Here is a 21,548-nt window from a genome sequence, read left to right as displayed (position 1 = left end):
ACCGGAGAACCACATGGCATCGACGACCGGCAAGCGGTTGCCCAGACCCCTCATGATCACCCCGGACCCCGGCTCCTCGCAGGAGCCGTTCCCGCTCACCGAGGTCCAGGAGGCGTTCTACGCTGGCCGGGCCATGGGGGGCGGCGGGACCCAGGTCCACCTCGAGTTCGAGGTCGACGCCGATGTCGACCGTCTCGAGGAGTCCTGGAACCGCCTGGTGGCGAACGTGGACATGCTCCGGGCGCGTGTGCTGTCCGACGGCCGCCAGGCCGTGGCCGAACAGGTGCCCCACTACCGCATCGAGCGCGTCGACCTGAGGGCGGCCGACGCCACCACACTGGCCCGAGAACTGGAGGGGGTCAGGGAGGAGTCCGCGCGGGGGTTCGATCCGCGATCGTGGCCGCTGTTCGCCGTCAGCGCCGTTCGTGTGCCTTCGGGGCGTACACGGGTGATGTGCACGCTCGATGAACTGATCGTCGACGGGCCGAGCGCGGTGCTTCTCCTTCGCTCCTGGTACCGGTTGTACAGGGACGGCACGGACCCTGAACCCACCGAGATCACCTTCCGTGACTACGCACAGTGGGTGGGGGCGGCCCAGCCCTCGTCGGAGGCGCTCGCGTACTGGGGTGAGAAACTCGCCGACGTCGACCTGGGCCGGCCGCTGCCCCTCCGGCCCGGGCGCGGTGGGACGGGGGCGGGCGGCTGGAGGCTGGCCCTGGATCTCGACCCCGCGCAGCGGGAACGGATCAGCGAAGTCGCCCGGAGCGCTGGGACCACCCTGCCGCTTCTGTTCCTGACGCTGTGCGCGGTGGCGGTCCGGGGGCAGGAGGCGACGGCCCCGCTCCCCGTCGTCGTCACGACGTACAACCGTCGCCCCGTGCACCGCGATGTGCGGCGGATCGTGGGGCCGTTCATATCGACCTCCGTCTTCGTCGCTCCACCGTGTACCACCCCGCTGCGGGAACTCCTCGCCGCTTCCCAGGAACAGATGTGGCGTGATCTGGAGCATGCCTCCGTCACCGGGGTGAGGGCCCTCCGTGAGCGCGCACGGACCGATCCCGCGTCCCGGGGGATGGCGATTCCGGCGGTGTTCACCAGCTTGCTCGGGTCCGTGCGGACCGAGCCGGACGAGGTGTCCGACCCCGAGCACTGGGGTCGGCACATCGACCGGGAGGTGTCGGCCACACGTACGTCCGGCGTGTGTCTGGAGTTCCAGATCGCTGAGCACGGTGACGGCCTGCGAGTGTCCTGGGACTACGACCCGGCGGCCCTGGACGCGGAGGACGTGCGCGAGGCCTTCGAACGGCTGCGACGGATCCTCGGCCGCCTTGCTGAACGCGGGGCGTCCGTGCTCGACGAGTCCGCTACCGCCCTCGCCCCAGGGGCCGCGGACGGGCCGATCCCGCTGACGGACTTGCAGTCCGCCTATCTGGTCGGGAGGGTCAGCGGCCTAGGGGGAGGAGCGGAGACCCGCGTCTACCAGGAATTTCTCGTCGATGGCCGGTCCCCGGAGACCATCGAGGAACAATGGAACAGACTCGTCGACCACCACCCCATGCTGCGTGCGGCCGTCCATGAGGACGGCACGTCGACCATCGTGCCCTCGCTGCCCCAGAAGATCCCCCGCCACGACCTGCGGTACCTGGACGGGACGGAAGCCGAGGCCGAACTCACGGCCGTCGCCCGGCGGATGGTTCGGACACCGCTACCGCTCGGCGAACCCGGTATGTACGCCCTCGAACTCAGTACGCTCCCAGACGGGCGTGTGGTGGTGCACGCGGTCCTGGACGCGCTCTTGGCGGACGCCCGCAGCTACGCGCTGCTCTTCGGGCAACTGTTCACCCTGTGCGAGGACGATCAGCGTGATCTCGGCGCACCCGCCGACCCCAGGCCCTACCTCCGGGCGGTCGCTCCGCATGCTCCCGACGCGCGAGCGGGGACGGATAGCGCCCTCACCCGTGCCATCGCGGAATGGCGGGCCAAATTCGAGGTCCTTCCCCCCGGTCCCCCCCTACCGCTTCCGGAGAGCGACGGCCCGCGCGAACACAGAAGAGCGGATCTGGGGTCGTGGCGTCGGCTCACCGAGCGGGCGAGGGAGATCGGGGTGCCCGCCGACATGGTGTTGTTCACCTCCTACGTCGATGCGCTCAGGGGCGAGTTCGGCCCGGAGCCCTTCACCGTCACCGTCGTCTCCTGGGACCGTCCCGAGGACCCGCCCGGAGCCGAACGGGTCGTCGCCGACTTCACACAGCTGGCCTGGGTCGCGGTGGACTCCGACCTGCCCGATGACTTCGACGGTCGCGCGCGCGAGCTGTGGTCCCGGGTCAGAGCCGACGCGGAGCGGGCGAAGGTGCGATCCGGACTGGCCGAACTACGCTCACGCACATTGCGGTCGCGCGGTCGCGCGCCCTTCCCCGCCGTCTTCACCCGCGTCCCCGAACCGGACCCGTCCTTCGCCCCCCGGGGGGTCGAGCTCCGGGTGAGCCAGTCGCAGACCGCGCAGGTGGCGTTGGACCACGTGCCGATCCTCGTCGGCGATGCCCTCGTGACCCAGTGGGACGCGGCCGAGGGCGCTCTGCCTTCCGACCGGCTGACCGCCATGTTCGACTCCTACGTCGCGGGTGTGCGCCGGTTCCTCGGAGCGGACCGGCCGAGCACGCTCCTAGAGCTGGTCGAAGAGGGGTTCGCGCGCCATGGCAGCCGGGTCGCCGTGCGCGCCCACGAGAAGACCCTCACCTACCGCGAGCTCGACCTCCGTACGGCGCGGCTGGCCAGGCGCCTCCAGTCGCTCGGCGCACGTCCGGGAGAACACGTCGCGGTGCACATGCGACGTTCGGTGGACTTGGTCACCGCCCTCATAGCGGTCGTCCGCGCCGGTGCGGCCTACGTGCCGATCGACCCCGCCAACCCGCCGGACCGGGTGCGTTACCTGCTGGAGGACAGCGGTGCGCGCGTGGTGGTGGCCGACAGCGAACACGCGGATCTCCTGGAGACGGCGGGAGTGCGGGTCGTCCGACCGGACGGTGACCTCGGAGCGGAGGACGGCGCGGAAGCGGCTGCGCCCGACGTCCGTGTTGATCCCCGCGACGCCGCCTACATGATCTACACGTCCGGGACCACCGGCATGCCCAAGGGCTGTCGCAACACGCAGGCGGGCGTGGCCAACCGTTTGTCGTGGATGCGGGACCGACTCGGGTTGACGCCGGAGGACCGAGTCCTCCAGAAGACCCCGTACGGATTCGACGTCTCCGTATGGGAGTTCTTCTGGCCGCTGCTCTCCGGGGCGTCGATCGTCGTGGCCCGGCCCGGCGGGCACATGGACACGGCCTACATGGCGCAGCTGATGCGGGCCGAGAAGGTGACGGTCTGCCACTTCGTCCCCTCCGCTCTGGGCGTGTTCCTGCGCGAACCCGCCGCGTCGGCGTGCACCACGCTGCGCCACGTGGTGTCCAGCGGCGAGGCCCTGCCTGTGCCCACCATGCGGCGCTTCTTCGAGGTGCTGCCCGGTACCGAACTGCACAACCTCTACGGCCCCACCGAGGCCGCGATCGACGTCACACACTGGAGATGCCGTCCGGACTGGGACGAGGCGACGGTCCCCATCGGCCGGGCCATCGATCACACGCGCGTCTACATCGTGGACGATCGGCTGCGCCCGGTGGAACCGGGAGAAGCCGGCGAGATCGTCATTGGCGGCCGGGGCGTCGCCCTCGGTTATCACGGGCGGCCGGAGCTGACCGCGGAGCGCTTCGTGCGGTCACCCTTTCCCGACAGCCCCTCTCCGACCCTCTACCGCACGGGGGATCTCGGGTGGCTCGGGGACGACGGCGAGATCCGCTACGCGGGGCGCGAGGACCGCCAGTTCAAGATCCGGGGGCTGCGTGTGGAGCCCGAGGAGGTCGAGACGGCCCTCGCCTCGGTGGCGGGGATCGCGGACGCGCGCGTGCTCGCCATCCCCGGACGGTCCGGCCAGGACGACGGATCCCTCGTCGCCCTGTGCATCGCGGAACCGGACGGGCCGCCGTCGGTCGGTGCCGTTCGCGCGGCGCTCGCGGATTCCCTGCCCGCCTACCTGGTCCCCAACCTCTACCGATTCACCGACCGTTTCCCGCTCACACCCAACGGCAAGCTCGACCACGCGGCGGCCGCGGCGATGGTCGTTGCGGAGGAGCCTGTGCACGACCTCACCGCGGACGGCATAACCGCGGACCCGAAGCCCGGGGACACCGCCCATAACCCGGGTCTGAGCTGGCAACGGGTCGCGAGTCTGGCATCGGACCTCCTCGGGAGGGACTCGGTGGGCCCCGACGACGACCTGTTCGACCTCGGCGCCAGCTCCTTCACCATGATCCGTCTGGCGCAGGAGATCCGTGACAGGTACGGGGCGGAGGTCGAGGTCGACGCCCTGATCGACATTCCGACACCTCGGGGGGTGGCGGGTTCCGCCGAGGCGGGCGCGGGGGCCGCCGAGGGGGGAGAAGGCGCGAGCGACGTGCGGATCGCCTTCGACCCGCAGGCGAAGGCGGAGTTCAAGGAGGCCCGTGTGGCCGAACGCGCCTTCGACGCGTCTGTGCCGCGGATTCACTTCCCGGAACCCGGGCCCGACGACGGACGGCGACTCTACGACGCCACCTCGTTTCGCGACTACCGTTCCGCACCGGTCTCGGCCGACGCCGTCCTCGACCTCGTGGCCATGACCGCTTGGGGCGACCTCGACGGGCGCGCCAAGCGCCGGTACCCCTCCGCGGGAGGCTTCTACCCCGTGCAGGTCTACGTCCGCGTCGAACCCGAGCGCGTCGACGGACTGGACGGCGGGCTGTACTACGTCCACCCCGGTGAACGCGCCCTGGTACGAGTCGGACCGCCCGGAGCCCCGGACATGGGCGCGCAGGTCGAGCACAACCGTCGGATCACCCAGGGCGCAGCGTTCGGTTTGTTCCTCGTCTCGACTCCGGCGGCTATCGCGCCCGCCTACGGCCGTGACGCGGCGGCGCGCTACTCGATGATCGAGGCGGGGCACCTCGCCCAGCTCCTGATGACGGAGGCCCCCGAGCGCGGACTCGGGCTGTGCCCCGTGGGACGCATGGATTTCGATGCCCTGCGGGAACGCCTCGACCTGGAAGCCGACCAGGACCTGCTGGTCTCGCTGTGGGGCGGCGGGCTCACCAACGAGGCCATCGACCGCCGGGCGCGCCTCACCCCGACGGCGTCCGCTCCCTCGGCGCTTCCGGCGAAGGCGCCGGACCCCGACGACGGGCCGGCCCCTCCGGTCGCGGTCATCGGTTTCGCGGCCGACCTGCCCGGCGCACGGACCCTCGACGGCATCGAACGGCTGATCGCTTCCGGGGAGACGGTGTTGGGTCCCGTCCCACAGGAGCGAAGGGGACTCGGGTACGTCCGCGCCACCGCTGGGGGTGCCGCCGTCGGCGGATACCTGGCGGACGTCACCGAGACCGAGGAGGAGTTCGCCATCCCCGAGGACGAGGCGGCCGCACTCGACCCGCAGGAGCGGTTGATGCTGTCCGTGGTCCGGCGCTGCCTGGAGGACGCCGCCGTCACTCCGGCGTCGGCGGTGATGGAGCACGGGCCCGTCGGCGTCTTCACGGGGTCCATGTGGAACGACCACGCCCTCCACCGCGTCGACGGGGGAAGCCGCGTGCACGCGACTCGCTCGGGGTTGGCCCACCGCGTCTCCCACGCCTTCGACCTGCGAGGCCCGAGCGTCGTGCTGGACAGCGCGTGCGGGTCCGGCACCGCCGCGCTGGAAGCGGCCTTCCGTTCGGTCTCGGCCGGTCGGTGTGCGGCGGCGCTCGCCGCCGGGAGCAACCTGGTCCTGCACCCCGATCACCTGGACGCCCTCTCCGAACTCGGGCTTCTCGCCCAGGACGCCGACTCGTGCGCCTTCACCGACCGGGCGAACGGGTGGCTGGTCGGTGAAGGTGTCGCCGCGGTCCTCCTCAAACCGTTGGACGCGGCCCTGGCAGACGGCGACCCGATCCACGCGGTGATCCGTGGCGGGGCGCTGCTGCACTCGGGGCGGACCCGCAGGTTCGGTGTCCCCGACCCCGATATGCAGGAGCACGTCATGCGTGCCGCTTTGGACGACGGGGGTGTCCAACCGTCCGACATCGGATACGTGGAAGCGTCGGCGAGCGGGGCCGCTATGGCGGACGCGCTGGAGGCACGCGCCGTGGCCCGCCTGTTCGCGGACACGCCCGGCACGCCCGTCCCGCTGGGCACGGTCAAACCCGTCTTCGGCCACATGGAGGCGGCATCCGTGTTCGCCCAGCTCGCCCGGGTCATCATCCAGTTCCGAGCCGGACGCATCCATGCCAACCGGACGACGTCCGGACTCAGCCCGGCGGTCAGTGCCTACGCGGACACCGTGTGTCCGGTCCAGCGGACCGTCCCCTGGGACAGGGCGGCGGACCGGCCGCGCCGCGCGCTCATCAACGGCTTCGCGGGTACTGGTTCCTACGGTTGCGTCGTCGTGGAGGAACCCACGCCCCGGGAGTCCGTCCGCGACCCGGAGGAGGACGGGGTCCGCGTGCTGCCCCTGTCGGCCGATACCCCGGGCAACGTCGCCCGCTCCGCCCGGGCACTCTCGGAGTGCTTGGACCGTGACCCGCGCTCCACCCTTGCCGAGGTGGCCAAGACGCTGCGCGAGGGCCGGACGGACCGGTCCGTCCGCTGCGCGGTCGTGGCGTCGCGGGGTGGGGCCGCGGAGGCGTTGCGCTCGCTGGCCGACCGGATCGACCGCGAGGGAGCGGGCATCACCGAGTGGCAGGGCTCTCCTCCTGCGGAGGAGGCCGACGTGCTGCGGGCGTGGCTGTCGGGGCACGAGGTGACCTGGCCGGCCGTCCCGGCTGGCGTACGCCGGATCTCCCTGCCCGCCACGCCCCTGAGGACGGCCGACCACCCCCTTCCCACGCCCGCCTGCGCCCCGTCGGCTCCGCAAGCACCTGAGGGGGAAGGGCCGCGCGATGCGGGACCTGGACCGCTCGACCGCCTCCGGAGCGTCGTCGCCGCCGAGATCGGGGTGGAGCCGGGGCGGTTGTCGCCTGCGGACGATCTGTTGGCGCTGGGAGCGACCAGTCGGCAGCTCATGCGGATCGCAGCCCGTGTCGCCGGGGACGGGGGGAGAGAGCTGGGACTGGAGACGCTGTTCGACTGTTCTGACTTGGAGGCACTGGCAGAGGAGGCGTTCGGCCCCGGTGCGCCCGCCGAATGAGGAGAAGAACCGTCAGACAAGGAGGTGACCACGATGACCACACACATTTTCATGTTTCCGGGGCAGGGGTCGCAGCGCGTCGGAATGGGGCGCGCGCTGTTCGACCGGTTCCCCGTGCTGGAACGCGAGGCGAGTGAAGTCCTCGGCTACTCCGTCCGGGAGCTGTGCCTGCGGGATGAGGGCGGGCTGCTCCGGGACACCCGCTATACGCAACCGGCCGTCTTCACGGTGAACGCGCTCGCCTACCGTGCGGCACTGGAGGACGGTCCGCCACCCGATGTCGCCGTCGGGCACAGCCTGGGCGAGTACAACGCACTCGAAGCGTCGGGGGCCCTGGGGTTCGCCGAGGGCCTCGGGTTGGTCGCCGCGCGGGCGCGGGCCATGGGGAGGATCTCGGGTGGAGGCATGAGCGCCGTCATCGGGCTTCGGGAGACCCTGCTGCGTTTCCTCCTCGTGCGCGCCGGGTTCCCGGGTCTGGATCCGGCCAACTTCAACACGGCCACACAGACAGTGATCGCCGGGCCCACCGAGGACCTCACCGAGGTCGAGCCGATCCTGGAGGACGCGGGTGCCAGGGCAGTCCGCCCGCTCGAAGTCAGCGGACCCTTCCACTCCCGGCACATGGAACCGGCAGCGGCGGAGTTCGCTCCCGTGGTGCGGTCGGCAAGGCTCGCGCCCCCGCGTTTCCCGGTCATCTCCAACCGCACGGCCCGCGAGTACACGGCCGACGCCCCCACACTCCTCATCGAGCAGATCCATCATCCGGTCCTGTGGCGTCAGACCATGGAGGGGCTCCTCACCCTCCCGGAGCCCGAGTTCACCGAGGTCGGGGACGGTCGGGTACTCACGGGCATGCTGCGCCAGATACGGCGCGAACAGAAGTCCGAGGCGGAGCGCGCCGACCGGGCGCCCGCCGCCGCTGGACGGGTACAGAAGGAGAACAAGCCGTGAACTCACATCAGACAGTGGACGCCGTCATCCGACCGGCCCCCGTGCCGGACGCGGCGGTGCGGATCTTCCTGTTCCATCACGCGGGGGGTTCGCACCTGGTCTACCGCGACTGGGCCGCGCGGATGCCGAAGAACTGGGACGTGTGCCTTTTGGACGCGCCTGGACGCGGGCGGCTGTCCGGGATGCCGCCGTGCGGTGACACCGACGCCCTCGTGGACTTCTTCCGGGGCCAGATAGCCCACCTCCTGGACCGTCCTTTCGCCTTCTTCGGTCACAGCATGGGCGGGCTGGTCGCCTACGAGCTGACCAACCGGCTCGCAGCCGAGGGTGGACCGGCCCCCGTGTGGTTGGGCCTGTCCGCTCGGGGGGCGCCGCGCATCGGCGCCGAACCCGGGGACCGCCACCTCATGCCGGCGGAGGAGTTGCGCCACCACCTGGAGGCCATGGGAGGTACACCGCGCGATGTACTGGCCGATCCGGACGTGTGGGACATGTTCGAGCCGATGATCCGCAACGACCTCAAGCTCGTCGAGACCTGGCGCCCGCGGCCGGGGACCCCGCCGCTTACCGTTCCCGTGTCGATCCTCGGCGGAGCGTCCGACACCTTGGTGACGCGGGACCGCCTCGCCGCCTGGGCGGCGTACGCCCAGCGGCTTCAGGGGATGTACGTGTACCCGGGCGGTCACTTCTACTTCATGGACAAGGCCGACGACGTCACGCGGCGGATCGTGGCGGAGGTCGACCGGGCACTCACCGGACGTGTACTGGGAGCACCGCGGTGACGGGCAGGTCTCCGCGGGACCCCACCCGAACGGAGGAGGTGGTCCGCCTATGGAGGTGCTCCAACGACGACCTCCCGTACGGTATGGCCGTGACCCTGGCGTCGGAGTGGTTGGACGACCGGGAGCGAGCTTCCGTCAAGCGGTTCGTGTTCGATCACGACCGACGCCAGTACTCGGTGGCCCACGCCATGCTGCGTCGGGTCCTGGCCCTGGAGACCGGTGTGCCGGAGAGCGGTCTGGAGTTCGGTAGGACCGCACGCGGGCGGCCGTTCCTCCGCGAACCGGAGGGCGGCTGGCCGCGCGGGGCCGGAGGGATCGACTTCAACCTCTCGCACTGCCGGGGCACGAACGCCCTCGCCGTGGTGCGGCACCGGCGCGTCGGTGTAGACGTCGAGAGGTGCGACCGGAGGGATTTCGACCTGGACCGCCTCGTCGGTGCGTTCACCACCGAGGAACGCGGGTGGATCTCCGCGATGCCGGATCCCGCCGAACGCGCCCGGGCCGGCCTGCGCCTGTGGACGCTCAAGGAGGCCTACGCCAAGGCACGGGGCCTGGGGCTGGGACTACCCTTCGACTCCTTCGCCTTCCACCTGGCCCCTGGCCGGGGCGTACTCGGCTTCGTCCCCCCGGACGACGACCGGGACGGCGTGTGGGGGTTCGCTGAACTCACCTCCGGACGGCGAACGCTGCTGGCGCTCGCGGTCGAGTGCGCACACACCCCGGTGACGGGTGTCCGGGTCAGTGACGGATTCCCTTGGCGCCCGCACGCCTCCCTGGAGTCCCTGTGCCCGGAGCCGGACGCTCCGGTCCACCTGGTGGGGGCCCCGGACTCTTAGGGGCGCTCTCGGGGCCGCTGCGTTCCGGTCCGCTCTGGGTGGCCCGGGGCGGGGCACGGGGGAGGGGCCTCGGGGCAGTCAGGTCCCGGAGACCTCGGTCGTGAGCCGTTCGAACCGGTCTACGAGCGCTTCCTGCTCCCTGGCCAGGAGGTCGAGCCGATGGCGCAGGACGCTCAGTTCGGTACCGAGTTCATGTCCGTGCGCGGGCGCGGGGACCACCGGATCGAGGCCGGGGACCTCGTGCACTGCCACCGGCCCGGCCAGGTCGGGAGCGTGCCACAGGATCGCCTGCATCCGGGCGTGCAGGGCCGGTCCGGGCTCCACGCCCAGCTCGTGTAGGAGACGGTGCCGGGCCCGCTCGTACACACCGAGGGCCTCGGACTGGCGTCCGGACTGGTAGAGGGCGGTCATGTACAGATCGTAGAAGCGCTCCCGTAGCGGATGCCGCTCCGTGAGCGTTTCCAGCTCTCCGGTGATCTCTCCGTACCGGCGCGCCCCGATACCCGCCTCGTAGAGGGTCTCCAGGGCACACAACCGCTGTTCCTCCAGGTGCGCCGCCTCTGTGGAGCAGATGTCGCCGGGCAGAGTGTCCTCCAGCGCCGGTCCCCGCCACAGGGCCAGCGCCGAGCGCATGACGTCCATGGCCCGTCCGGGGTCGGACCCCAGCAGCGCTCTGCCGCGCGTGGACAGCTCCATGAACTGCTCCGCGTCCGTCTCGTCCCGGGAGAGGTCCAGTACGTACCCGACCGGACGTGTGTGGATCCTCCCCTCGGAGAGACCGGGCCGTGCCGGCCCGTCGAGCTGTCGGCGCAGCCGAGCCACGTGTGCCTGGAGGGCGTTGGTCGCGTTGGACGGGGGGTCGTCGTTCCACAGCTCGCAGATCAACCGGTAGATCGAGATCGCGTGGCCCGACTTGGCCACCAGGGTCGCGAGTAGGGACCTCTGCATTGCTCCGGGAGGCCTGATAAAGATCTCCCTGTCCTGGTCGTAGACCTCGATTGGGCCCAGGATGCGAAAGTGCATGGTGCGCTCACAGGAACCTGTTGGGGTCGTCGAAAGGGGTGGGGGACGGCTGAGTCGTGCGGGTGCGGTTCAGGTGGCCGTTGAGCCGCCCTCTGGTCGTTGGGAGTCCTTCCGGTGCTGGTCGGCGACGAGGTTCGACCAGGCCGTGATCGTTGGGGCGCGCATCATGTCGGAGAAGTCGACGTCCAGGCCCGACTCCTGCCACGAACTGAGGACGCGCATCGCCGTTACGGAATCCAGTCCGTGGTCGACGAGGTCCTCGTCTTCGGATATCTCATCTGGGGAAACGCCGATTTCGCGTGCGACGAGTTCCTTGAGTTTCGTGTGGTCGTACACGGGCTCGGGATTCGTGTACGCACCCTGGGCAGCGTGCTTCTTCTGCATGGATGAAAGCTACCACCCGTCCTGTTTCGGGGAAATAGTCGAACTCTTGCGAAGTCGTTTTATTGCTGATTTCAACGAGGGTTCAAGTGGTTCTCTAGTGATGTTGTATAAAACTCGAGCCATGGTGGTGTCGTGATTTATGTTCGTTGAATAAAATGGGCACAAAACCTCCTCCTGGGTATTGTCGTAAAACAGTTTGTGACGCTGGTTTCGACAGAGGAGTGCCATGAGTGAGATGGGCGGCGGGAAGATCCGTGACGGAGGCGCCGGTACCCTGCTGCGTGCGTTGCCGAGCGGGGCGGACACACCGTCCCTTCCCGAGATCCACGCGATGGAGGAGCCCCCGGTCACCCGGGTCTTCGTGGCCGGTCCGGACGTGCTGGCGCGCGCGGGCCTGAGGTCGCTGCTCGGGGAGGCCCCCTACGTGGCCGTGGCGGGGGAGGGCGACCTCGGCGCCCAAGGTGCGTCCGCACTGTCGGTGGCGGGCGCGGACGTCCTCGTCTTGCACGGGATCTCCGAGGACTGGGAGGAGTCCCCCCTGGGCCGGGCCGCCGTGGCCTCCGTCCCGGGCCTGCGGGCCATCGTCGTCGGGGCCTGCCCCGCTCCGGGCTCGGAGGTCGTCCGAGGGCACCTGCCCGACACCGCTTCCCCCTCGCTCCTCGCCGCCGCGATCACGGTGGCGGCGGTCGACTACACGCTCGTGCGAGGCGCCCCGGCAGCGGGCGTAGCGGGCGAGGACGGACGGGAGGGCCGGCCCTGGCGGCACGACGTGCCGGACGACCTGTCCGAACGGGAACGGGACATCCTCGCGCTGATATCCCGCGGCCTGTCCAACGCCGAGATCGCAGCGGAGCTGACCGTGTCGCTGAACACCGTCAAGACCCACGTCCGCAACGTGTTGTCCAAGCTGCGGCTGGAGAACCGGGTGCAGGCCGTCGTCTACGCCTTCAGGACGGGCCGCGCCAACACGGGCTGAGTACGGCCCGCCGGAGCACCGCGTGTCAGTGGCGCATCAGAATGCCGTCATCCCGATAGCCGACCATGCGTGAACCTCCCAAGACGAAGAGAACGGAGAAAGGCGTGGCTGTCGAGGACGAGGCCGGTCTAGCGCTCACATCCGCCCAGCAGGGGATCTGGTTCGCCTGCCAGCGTGATCCCTCCAGCCACGTGTACAACGTCGGTGAGTACGTCGACCTGCGCGGCCCGGTCGACGCGGACCTGCTGGACGAGGCATTGCACCAAGCCGTCCTCTCTACCGAGGCCTTCCACACGCGCTTCCACACCGAGGACGACGGGCGGGTCAGCCAGTTCATGGCGGCCGCGCACGACCCCGGCTGGAGGCCGCGGCACGTCGACCTGACCGGCCAGGTCGACCCCGTGGCCGTCGCCGAGCACATGATGCGTCAGGAGCTGCGAACACCGGTCGACCCGACGGGGAACGAGCCCCTGTTCGAGCACATCCTCTTCAGGGTCGCCCACGACCGCCTGCTCTGGTTCTACCGCGTCCACCACATCCTCCTCGACGGGTTCGGTCTGCGGTTGTTCGTCGACCACGTCGCGCACACCTACACACGCCTCCTCGACGGCCGCGGCCCGGAAGGGGACGCGCCCCTCCCCGGGCCGGGGCGACTCGTGGAGGCGGAGCGCCAGCACCGCGCGTCCGTGAAGGCCGGGCGGGACCGGGCCTACTGGCGGGCCACCCTGGCCGACCGGCCCCGGCGTGTCTGGGTGGGCGAGGACCGCACCGCGGACGGCGTCGCGCACCGCGCGACGGGCTACCTCGGACGAAGTTCCCGCGATCGCCTGAAGAAGGCGGCTGCCACGGCGCGGACCGGGTGGCCGACGGTCGTCTTCGCGGCTACCGGTGTCTACACCCATCGACTCGTGTCCTCCTTCGACGTGGTCCTGGGCCTGCCGGTGAGCGGACGGACGACGAGCACGGCCCGCAGAGCGCTCGGGACGGCCGTCAACGTGCTCCCGCTGAGGTTCCGGGTCCGTCCGGACGACACGGTCTCCGCCTTCATCGCCGACACGCACGAGCGGCTGAGCGAGGCGCTGCGACACCAGCACCACCCGCTTGAGGAGATCCGGCGCGACCTCGGAATGACCCCGGAGGACCCGCCGCCCCACGGCCCGGTCGTCAACATCATGCCTGCCGGCCACGGGGAGCGCTTCGGCACGGTCACCGGCGTCGTCCGGCCGCTGGCGACGGGGCCGGTGACGGATCTGAAGATCTCCGTATACGAGGAGCCAGGGGGAGGCCTGCGCTTGGACGTCGAGGCCAACCCCCGCCTTCACGACGAAGCGGAGACCCGGGCACACAAGGACCGGATCATCGGTCTCCTGGAGCGGATCGGGTGGGCCGACGAGGAGACACCGCTCGGGCGGTTCGACGCGGCGCTGCCCCATGAGCTGACCGAAGTGCGGACGGACCGGCCGCAGGGGAGGTCCGAGGGCTCCCGTCCCGACGCCGACGTTCTGCCGAGCGCCTTCGAACGGTGTGCAGCCGCACTCCCGGGGACCATCGCCGTCACGGACGGGGAGCGGTCACTCACCTACGCGGAACTGAACGCGCGCGCCAATCGGCTGGCGCACAAGCTGATCGGCCTGGGGGCGGGACCGGAGAAGGTCGTGGCTCTCGCCCTGCCCCGCTCGTGCGACCTGGTGGTCGCCCTTCTCGCCGTCCTCAAATCGGGGGCCGCCTACCTTCCGCTCGATCCCACCCAACCGGACGGGCGTACGGCCTGGACGGTGGCCGACACCCGCCCGATCGCCGTCATCACCGCCCCCGGAAAACGCGACGTCCCCGGGCTCGCTCCGGGGACGGCCCGGGTCGAGATGGAGGCGGACACGGCGCACCTGTCCGAGATGCCTGATTCAGACCCCCCGACGCGCGCACGGCCCGAGAACGCGGCCTACGTCATCCACACCTCGGGGTCGACCGGCCGCCCCAAAGGCGTCGTCGTCCCCCACGCCAACGTCCTCCGGCTCCTCGATGAGGCCGAGCACTCGCTGGGGTTGGCCGAACCGGGCGTGTGGACACTCTTCCACTCCTACGCCTTCGACTTCTCCGTGTGGGAGATCTGGGGAGCACTGGCGCGCGGGGGACGCCTGGTGGTCGTTCCGGCCTCGACCACCCGCTCGCCCGACGATCTCCTCGACCTGCTCGAATCGGAGGAGGTGACCGTACTCAGTCAGACGCCCTCCGCCTTCTACCAGCTCATCGGCGCCGACCGGGAACGTCGGGCACGGGGCCGTGCCCGACGGCTCGCCCTCCGCCACGTGGTCCTGGGCGGTGAGGCTCTGGACCCGGCACGCCTGTCACCGTGGTTCTCCCGGCCCGGCGGGGCGGCGGCCGCGGTGACCAACATGTACGGCATCACCGAGACGACGGTGCATGTGACCCACGGCCCCGTCGACCCCGCCGTCCCGGCCGCCGAGGGTCCGTCGTCCGTCGGTACGCCCCTCGGACACCTGAACGTGCACATCCTCGACACCGCCCTGCGTCCTGTACCACCAGGTTGCGTCGGCGAGATGTACGTGTCGGGCCCCGGACTGGCCCGCGGTTATCTCGACCGCTTCGGACTGACGGCGGAGAGATTCGTCGCCGACCCGTTCGGCGCATCCGGTACGCGTATGTACAGGACCGGGGATCTGGCGCGCACGACCTCCGACGGCGCACTGGTCCACATGGGGCGCGTCGACCGTCAGGCGCAGATCCGCGGCTTCCGGGTGGAGCCCGGGGAGGTCGAGGCCCACCTCGTCGCCGTGGACGGGATCGCTGAGGCCGCGGTCGTCGCGCGCGCTGACGGAAACGGTGGCGAGCGCTTGGTCGCCTACGCCGTCCCGGAAGCGGGCCGCACCGCCGATACGCGCCGGTGGCGCGGCGATCTCGGCGAGCACCTGCCCGCCCACATGGTGCCCTCGATCCTGGTGCCGGTCGACGAGATCCCGCTGACGGCGAACGGCAAACTCGACCGCGATGCGCTGCCCGGTCCGCCATCGCCGGACTGGGACGCGACGGCCGCCGCCCGCACACCGGAGGAGGAGCTGGTGTGCGATGCCTTCGCGCGGGCGTGCGGTGTCGACGGCTTCGGTGTGGACGACGACTTCTTCGTTCGCGGCGGCCATTCGCTCCTGGCCGCCCGACTCACCATCGACCTGCGTCGCGTGCTGGGCACCCCGGTCACGGTGGGGGACGTGTTCCGCCACCCGACACCGGCCGGACTGGCCGCCCGGATGCGCGGATCCGAGGCGCTCACCCCGGACGAGCCGCTTCCGCTCGCCCCTGGCACGCGTACGGGGGACACCCCGCTGTCGTACGCGCAGCGCCGCATGTGGCTTCTCCACCGGATGCAGGGGGCCTCCCCGACCTACAACATGCCGGTGGCACTCCGGTTCACGGGAGAGCTGGACGAGTCGGCGCTGGCCGAGGCACTGGACGACCTGGTGGACCGCCACGCCACCCTGCGCACCGTGTACCCGGAGAGCCCGCACGGCTGTGACGCGCGTGTTCTGCCCCCTGACGAAGCGCCGCTGACACTCGAACACCACACGGTGACCGAGTCCGCTCTGGACGAGGCCCTCACCGCCGCCGCTCGCGAATCCCTCGACCTGGAAAGTCGGCCGCCGGTCCGTGCACACCTCTTCCGGGTAGGTGCCGCCGACACGGTCCTGCTCCTGCTGATGCACCACATCGCCGGTGACGGGGCGTCACTCGCCCCGCTCGTCACCGATCTCACCGGCGCCTACACGGCCCGGGCCCGGGGACGGGAGCCCAGGTTCGCCCCGCTCGCCACCGAGTACGCCGGTTTCTCCGGTTGGCAGAAGGACGTCCTCGGCGAACCGGACGATCCCGGGAGCCGGCTCCACGAGGCTCTGGAGCACTGGGCCGGAGTTCTGAGAGGGCTCTCGGACCAGACGGAGCTGCCGACCGACCGGCCACGCCCGGCGTCCATGAGCCATCGCGGAGGGTCGGTGCCCGTGTCCCTGGGAGCCGAGCTGCACCGGAAGCTCGCCGACCTGGCGCACGAGGTCGGCGCCACCGTGCACATGGTCCTTCAGGCGGTGCTCGCCGCACTGCTCACCAGGCTCGGTGCGGGAACCGACGTCACCGTCGGCTGCCCGACCGCCGGGCGGCCGGTACGCGAACTCGACGCCCTCGTCGGTTTCTTCGTCAACCCGGTTGTGCTCCGCACCGACACCTCGGGGGACCCGACGTTCCGCGAACTGCTCGGCCGCGTTCGCGACGTGTTCCTGGACGCGTACCAGAACCAGGACGCCCCGTTCGAGATGGTTGTGGACCGTGTGCGTCCCGACCGTTCCCCGGCACGCCACCCGCTCTTCCAGGTGGTGCTGTCCCACCAGCGTGAGGAGGCACCGGTCCGCGTGCCCGGCCTGTCGGTGCGCCGCGTCCCCGTCGACTTGGGTGTGGCGAAGTTCGACCTGACGCTCAACCTGGTCGAGTCCCACGGACGCACCGGTGCCCCGGCGGGGGTCGACGGCGACCTGGAGTACGCGGCCGAGCTGTTCGACCGGGAGACGGCCGAGGCCATCGTCCACCGCCTGACCGTTCTCATGCGCGCGGCCGTTGAACGCCCCGACGGCCCGATCAGCGGCGTCGACCTGCTGACCGAGGACGAGGAACGCCATCTCCAGGCGCCCACACCCGCGACGGCCCCGCCGGATCGGCCCCTGACCGACTTCTTCGAGGCCCAGGTCGCGCGAACGCCGGACACCGTCGCCGTCGAGGCGGAGGGCGTGAAGCTGACCTACGCCGAACTCGACCGGGCAGCCGAACGGCTCGCGCGACGCCTGTCGGCGTGCGGCGTCGGACCTGAGACGGCCGTGGCGATCCTTCAACGGCGTTCGGCCGACCTCGTGGTCTCACTCCTGGCCGTCCTCAAGGCCGGCGGCTTCTACGTCCCCCTCAACACCCGGTATCCGGCGGCCCGGCTGGGGCACCTGATGCGGGCGGCCGGTGCTCCGGTCCTCCTCACCGACGAGGTCGTGAACCAGGAGTACGCCAGCGAGTCCTGGGCCGGTGACGTCCAGGTCATCGTTGTGGACCGCACCGACGCGGCACCGGTCGACGCATCGGACGGCCCGCCCCGGCCACGCGCCCCCCGGCACCCCGAACAGCTCGCCTACGTGATGTTCACGTCCGGCTCCACGGGTGTCCCCAAGGGAGTCGCGATCACGGATCGCGACGTTGCGGTCCTGGCCACCGACCGGTGCTGGCCCGGGGGAGCCCACGAGCGCGTGCTCCTCAACTCCCCCTACTCCTTCGACACCTCCCAGTACGAACTGTGGGTCCCCCTGCTCTCCGGAGGCACCGTCGTCGTCGCTCCGCCGGAGGACCCGGATCTCGACACGCTCGAACGGCTGTTGAGGGAGGGCGCGGTCACCGGCATGTGGCTGACCTCCGGCCTGTTCAACCTGGTCGCCCGGGAGCGCCCGGAGTGCCTGCGTGGAGTGCGTGAGGTCTGGACCGGAGGTGACGTGGTCGCTCCCGACGCCGTGAGCCGCGTCCTCCGAGCCTGTCCGGACACCAGGGTCGTCGACGGCTACGGACCGACGGAGGCGACGACCTTCACAACCCGTCATGCGATGTCCGCACCATGGCGGCAGGAGACGACCATCCCCATCGGCACACCCCTGGACCACACCTCGTGCTACGTCCTCGGCCCCCGCCTCGAACCGGTGCCCACCGGTGTCCTCGGCGAGCTGTACATCGGTGGCGCGCGCCTGGCCCGCGGCTACCTGGACCGCCCCGGGTCGACGTCGGAGCGGTTCGTGGCCGATCCCTTCGGTGCCGTGGGCACGCGCATGTACCGCACCGGCGACCTCGTGCGACGGCGCCGGAGCGGGACACTGGAGTTCATCGGCAGGATCGACCACCAAGTCCAGGTGCGCGGCTTCCGCGTCGAACTGGGCGAGATCGAGTCCGTCCTCGGAGCCCATCCCGACGTGGGCGAGACCGCGGTGATGGCGCGCGAGGACGATCGGGGCGAGAAGCGGTTGGTCGGTTATGTCGTACCTGCGAGCGGTGCCCGGATCCGCACCGATGACGTCCTTCGGGAGGCGGCCGCGGCCCTGCCCGACTACATGGTTCCCGCCATGCTCGTCACCCTGGAACGCCTGCCGCTGACCCCCAACGGCAAGCTGGACCGGGCGGCACTGCCCGCACCCGGGTTCGCGGTCAGCACGGGACGCGCCCCCCGCAGCGCGAACGAACGCCTCATCGCCCGCCTGTTCGCGGAGATGCTCGACCGTGAGGACATCGGAGCCGAGGACGGATTCTTCGACCTGGGCGGCGACAGCATCATCGCGATCAGGCTCGTCGCCCGCGCGCGGCGCGAGGGCCTTGTGTTCTCCCCCCGGGACGTCTTCGAGCGCAAGACGGTCGCGGGCCTCGCCGCGGTCGCCACCGCCGAACCCGGGAGCGGGAGCGGCGGGGATGCGTCGGCGGCCGGAGAGGCGGCGGCGACGCCGATCATGCACTGGCTGAGCGCTCGCGGCGGCCCCGTGGACGGATTCGCCCAGTCCATGTGCGTGCGCGTTCCGGGAGGACTGGGGGAGGACACGCTCGTCCGAGCCCTCCAGAGACTCCTCGACCGACACGGCGTCCTGCGCTCGACGCTCACCGAAGGAGAGGACGGACGGTGGGGCCTGCGCATCGCCGAGCCCGGACGTGTCCCGTCTCGGGACTGGGTGAGGCGGATCCCCGCGGAGACCGGTGGCGTGAGCCCGCGGGACGTCGCCGCCGAGTCCCGCCGCCGCCTCGATCCGCGATCCGGACGCATGGGAGACGTTGTCTGGGTCGACCGAGGGGAGGATCACCTCGGAGACCTGGTCGTCACTCTGCACCACCTCGTCGTCGACGGTGTGTCCTGGCGGATCCTGTTGCCCGAACTCCAGGAGGAGTGTGAGGCGGTCCGGGCGGGCCGCGCCTCGTATCGACCGGGCGGGGGGACCTCCTACCGCGCGTGGGCGGCCCATCTCGAAGAGCTTGCCGAGGCCGAGGAAACGCTCGCAGAAATGGCGCATTGGACGAGTGTGCTCTCGGCGGAGAACGCACCGCCGGTCACCGCCGCGCTCGACGCCGACCTGGACACCGTCGGCACATCCGAGAGCCTGACGGTCGAGCTCGCCGAGGAACAGACCGCCCCGCTCCTGGCCGAGGTCCCCCGCCTCGTCCACGGGAACGTCAACGACGTCCTCCTCACCGCGCTGGCCCTGGCCGTTGCGGACTGGAGGCACCGGCGCGGGCTCGGCGACGCAGACGGAGTGCTGATCGACGTGGAGACCCACGGGCGGGAGCCCGGGGACACCGGTCTCGACCTCTCCCGGTGCGTCGGATGGTTCACGAACCTTCACCCCGTTCTCCTCGCGCCAGGCCCAGGTGGACGGCGGGAGGCGCTGGCGGGCGGAGCCGGGCTCGACCGGGCGCTCAAACGCGTCAAGGAGCAACTCCGCCAGGTGCGGCGCGGCGGGATCGGATACGGCCTCCTGCGCTACCTCAACGAGGACACGGGCCCCCGCCTCGCCCGGTTGCCGCGCCCCGACATCGGCTTCAACTACCTGGGACGCTCCGGAGGGTCCTCGGCCCGGGACTGGAGCGCCGAGCCGGTGTCCCTCGCCCTGCTGGACAGTGCTGATCCGGAGCTGCCCCTGGCGCACGCGGTCGAGGTCAACGCCGTCGTGCGGGACGGCGAGAAGGGCCCCAGGCTGACCGCCGTCTGGTCGTGGGCACCACGCCTGCTCACGTCCGATGAGGTAGCGGACTTGAACGCGACCTGGTTCCGCGCGCTGCGAGCCGTGACGACACGCTCCGACCACCCTGACGCGGGCGGCCGGACACCCTCTGACCTGCCCCTAGTGTCCATGAGCCAAGACGAGATCGACCGGTTCGAGGACGAATGGAAGGTGCGGAAGTGACCCGCTCGGATATCACTGACATCCTGCCGCTCACCCCCCTGCAAGAAGGCCTCCTCTTCCACGTGGTCTTCGACAGCGAGGGGATCGACGTCTACAACGTTCACATGTCCTTCACCCTGCGCGGGCCGTTGGACACGAGTGGACTGAGGGCGTCGGTACAGGCCCTGCTAAGCCGCCACCCCAACCTCAGAGCGGCCTTCAGGCAGCGTGACCGGGGACGTCCCGTCCAGGTCATCCCCCGCGAGGTGGAGATACCTTGGCACGTGGTCGATCTGCGTGACGGAGGCCGTGGGACATCCGAGGAGACCCGGTCCCGCCTCGACGCGCTGAGCCGGTCCGAACGTGAGCACCGCTTCGATCCGGCCGCGCCGCCGCTCCTGAGGTTCTGCCTCGCGCGCGTTGCCGATGACGAGTACCGCCTCCTGCTCACCACACACCACCTGCTCATGGACGGGTGGTCCATGCCTCTGCTCGTCCGGGAGCTCTTCGCCCTCTACGGCGCCGGGGGCGACCCCGCCGCCCTCGAACCGGTCCGGCCCTACCGGGACTATCTCACCTGGCTGGCACGACAGGACGAGACGACGGCGATGGACGCTTGGGCGTCCCACCTCCGTGGGCTCGACGAGCCAAGCCTCGTCGCCTCAGTGCCCGCGATGGGAGGGACCGCGCTCCCGGAACAGATCTGGACCGAACTGACACCCGAGCGCACCGCCGCGCTCGCAGCGACCGCACGCGCCAGGGGACTCACGCTCAACACCGTCGTGCAGGGGGCTTGGTCCCTGCTCCTCGGCGCCGTGCTCGGCCGTGACGACGTGGTCTTCGGTGCGATCGCCGCTGACCGTCCGCCCAGCCTCACGGGTGTCGAGCGGACTATCGGCATGTTCATCAACACCCTGCCGGTGCGGGTCACCACACGCCCCAGCGAGCCGGTGTCCGAGGTCTTGGAGCGTATCCAGCGCGAGCAGTCCGAGCTTATGGAACACCGGCACGTGTCCCTGACCGAGGTGGCGCGCGCCGCCGGGCACGGCGAGTTGTTCGACACCGTCGTCGTCTTCGAGAACTATCCCCTGGATCCGGAGGACCTACGCGCCGAAGCCCGGGGGGTGCGGGTCGATGACTTCGCGGTCGAGGACGCGACCCACTATCCGCTGGGTTTGATCGTAGTCCCCGGGGAGTCGCTCCGGATGCGGTTCGACCACCGGGCCGACGTCGTGGGCTCCGACATGGCGCGCGGACTGCTCGAGGGCTTCGTCCGGGTGCTTGAGCTGATCGCGGATGACCCGGACCTGCCCGTGGGCGCTCTGGACGTGGTGTCGTGGGGTGAGCGGTCGCGTGTGGTGGAGGGGTTCAACGACACGGGGCGTGTGCTTTCGGGTGGTTCGTTGGTCGGGGCGTTCGAGG

General features: G+C 70.7%; 9 protein-coding genes. 7 read left to right on the top strand and 2 right to left on the bottom strand.

Annotated features, from left to right (window positions below; all coding sequences use genetic code 11):
• Positions 1–13: 13 nt before the first annotated feature.
• From IE195_RS04310 to IE195_RS04295, 4 genes are all read left to right on the top strand, one after another.
• Positions 14–7,231 (top strand): non-ribosomal peptide synthetase, encoded by a 7,218-nt coding sequence (locus IE195_RS04310; protein WP_191268092.1) that lies wholly within the window; start codon positions 14–16, stop codon positions 7,229–7,231.
• Positions 7,232–7,264: 33 nt separating this feature from the next.
• Complete coding sequence (gene fabD, locus IE195_RS04305; RefSeq protein WP_191268091.1) at positions 7,265–8,182, top strand: ACP S-malonyltransferase; 918 nt, start codon at positions 7,265–7,267, stop codon at positions 8,180–8,182.
• Entirely contained in the window at positions 8,179–8,964 is a 786-nt protein-coding gene (locus IE195_RS04300) for a thioesterase II family protein (protein WP_229826078.1), read from the top strand. Before fabD ends, IE195_RS04300 begins: the two co-directional genes overlap by 4 nt.
• A gap of 89 nt (positions 8,965–9,053) precedes the next feature.
• The gene (locus tag IE195_RS04295; RefSeq protein ID WP_191268090.1) at positions 9,054–9,800 is read left to right on the top strand and encodes a 4'-phosphopantetheinyl transferase family protein; all 747 of its coding nucleotides are present in this window, start codon (positions 9,054–9,056) and stop codon (positions 9,798–9,800) included.
• 78 nt (positions 9,801–9,878) lie between these two features.
• On the opposite strand, the gene IE195_RS04290 is transcribed toward IE195_RS04295, so the two are convergent.
• Positions 9,879–10,823 (bottom strand): AfsR/SARP family transcriptional regulator, encoded by a 945-nt coding sequence (locus IE195_RS04290; RefSeq protein ID WP_191268089.1) that lies wholly within the window; start codon positions 10,821–10,823, stop codon positions 9,879–9,881.
• Positions 10,824–10,892: 69 nt separating this feature from the next.
• Positions 10,893–11,207, bottom strand: coding sequence for a phosphopantetheine-binding protein (locus IE195_RS04285; RefSeq protein ID WP_191268088.1), 315 nt, complete (start codon positions 11,205–11,207; stop codon positions 10,893–10,895).
• A gap of 226 nt (positions 11,208–11,433) precedes the next feature.
• Here IE195_RS04285 and IE195_RS04280 point away from each other — a divergent pair, with 226 nt between their 5' ends.
• The 3 genes from IE195_RS04280 to IE195_RS04270 all read left to right on the top strand — a co-directional run.
• On the top strand, positions 11,434–12,183 hold the full coding sequence (locus IE195_RS04280; protein WP_225942343.1) for a response regulator transcription factor: 750 nt from the start codon (positions 11,434–11,436) through the stop codon (positions 12,181–12,183).
• A gap of 104 nt (positions 12,184–12,287) precedes the next feature.
• Complete coding sequence (locus tag IE195_RS04275) at positions 12,288–20,147, top strand: non-ribosomal peptide synthetase (RefSeq protein ID WP_191268087.1); 7,860 nt, start codon at positions 12,288–12,290, stop codon at positions 20,145–20,147.
• The coding region (locus IE195_RS04270; protein ID WP_229826077.1) for a condensation domain-containing protein at positions 20,144–21,548 on the top strand (1,405 nt) is incomplete at its 3' end. The genes IE195_RS04275 and IE195_RS04270, both read left to right, overlap by 4 nt.

Origin of the sequence: Nocardiopsis terrae, from assembly GCF_014651695.1 — a bacterium.
Lineage (GTDB): Bacteria > Actinomycetota > Actinomycetes > Streptosporangiales > Streptosporangiaceae > Nocardiopsis > Nocardiopsis terrae.
This window is presented reverse-complemented; position numbering and strand designations above follow the sequence as displayed.

Bases quoted from the DNA above. Each gene is read 5' to 3' on its own strand.
- fabD (WP_191268091.1), top strand. From the start codon at position 7,265: ATGACCACACACATTTTCATGTTTCCGGGGCAGGGGTCGCAGCGCGTC.
- IE195_RS04280 (WP_225942343.1), top strand. From the start codon at position 11,434: ATGAGTGAGATGGGCGGCGGGAAGATCCGTGACGGAGGCGCCGGTACC.
- IE195_RS04285 (WP_191268088.1), bottom strand. From the start codon at position 11,207: ATGCAGAAGAAGCACGCTGCCCAGGGTGCGTACACGAATCCCGAGCCC.
- IE195_RS04290 (WP_191268089.1), bottom strand. From the start codon at position 10,823: ATGCACTTTCGCATCCTGGGCCCAATCGAGGTCTACGACCAGGACAGG.
- IE195_RS04310 (WP_191268092.1), top strand. From the start codon at position 14: ATGGCATCGACGACCGGCAAGCGGTTGCCCAGACCCCTCATGATCACC.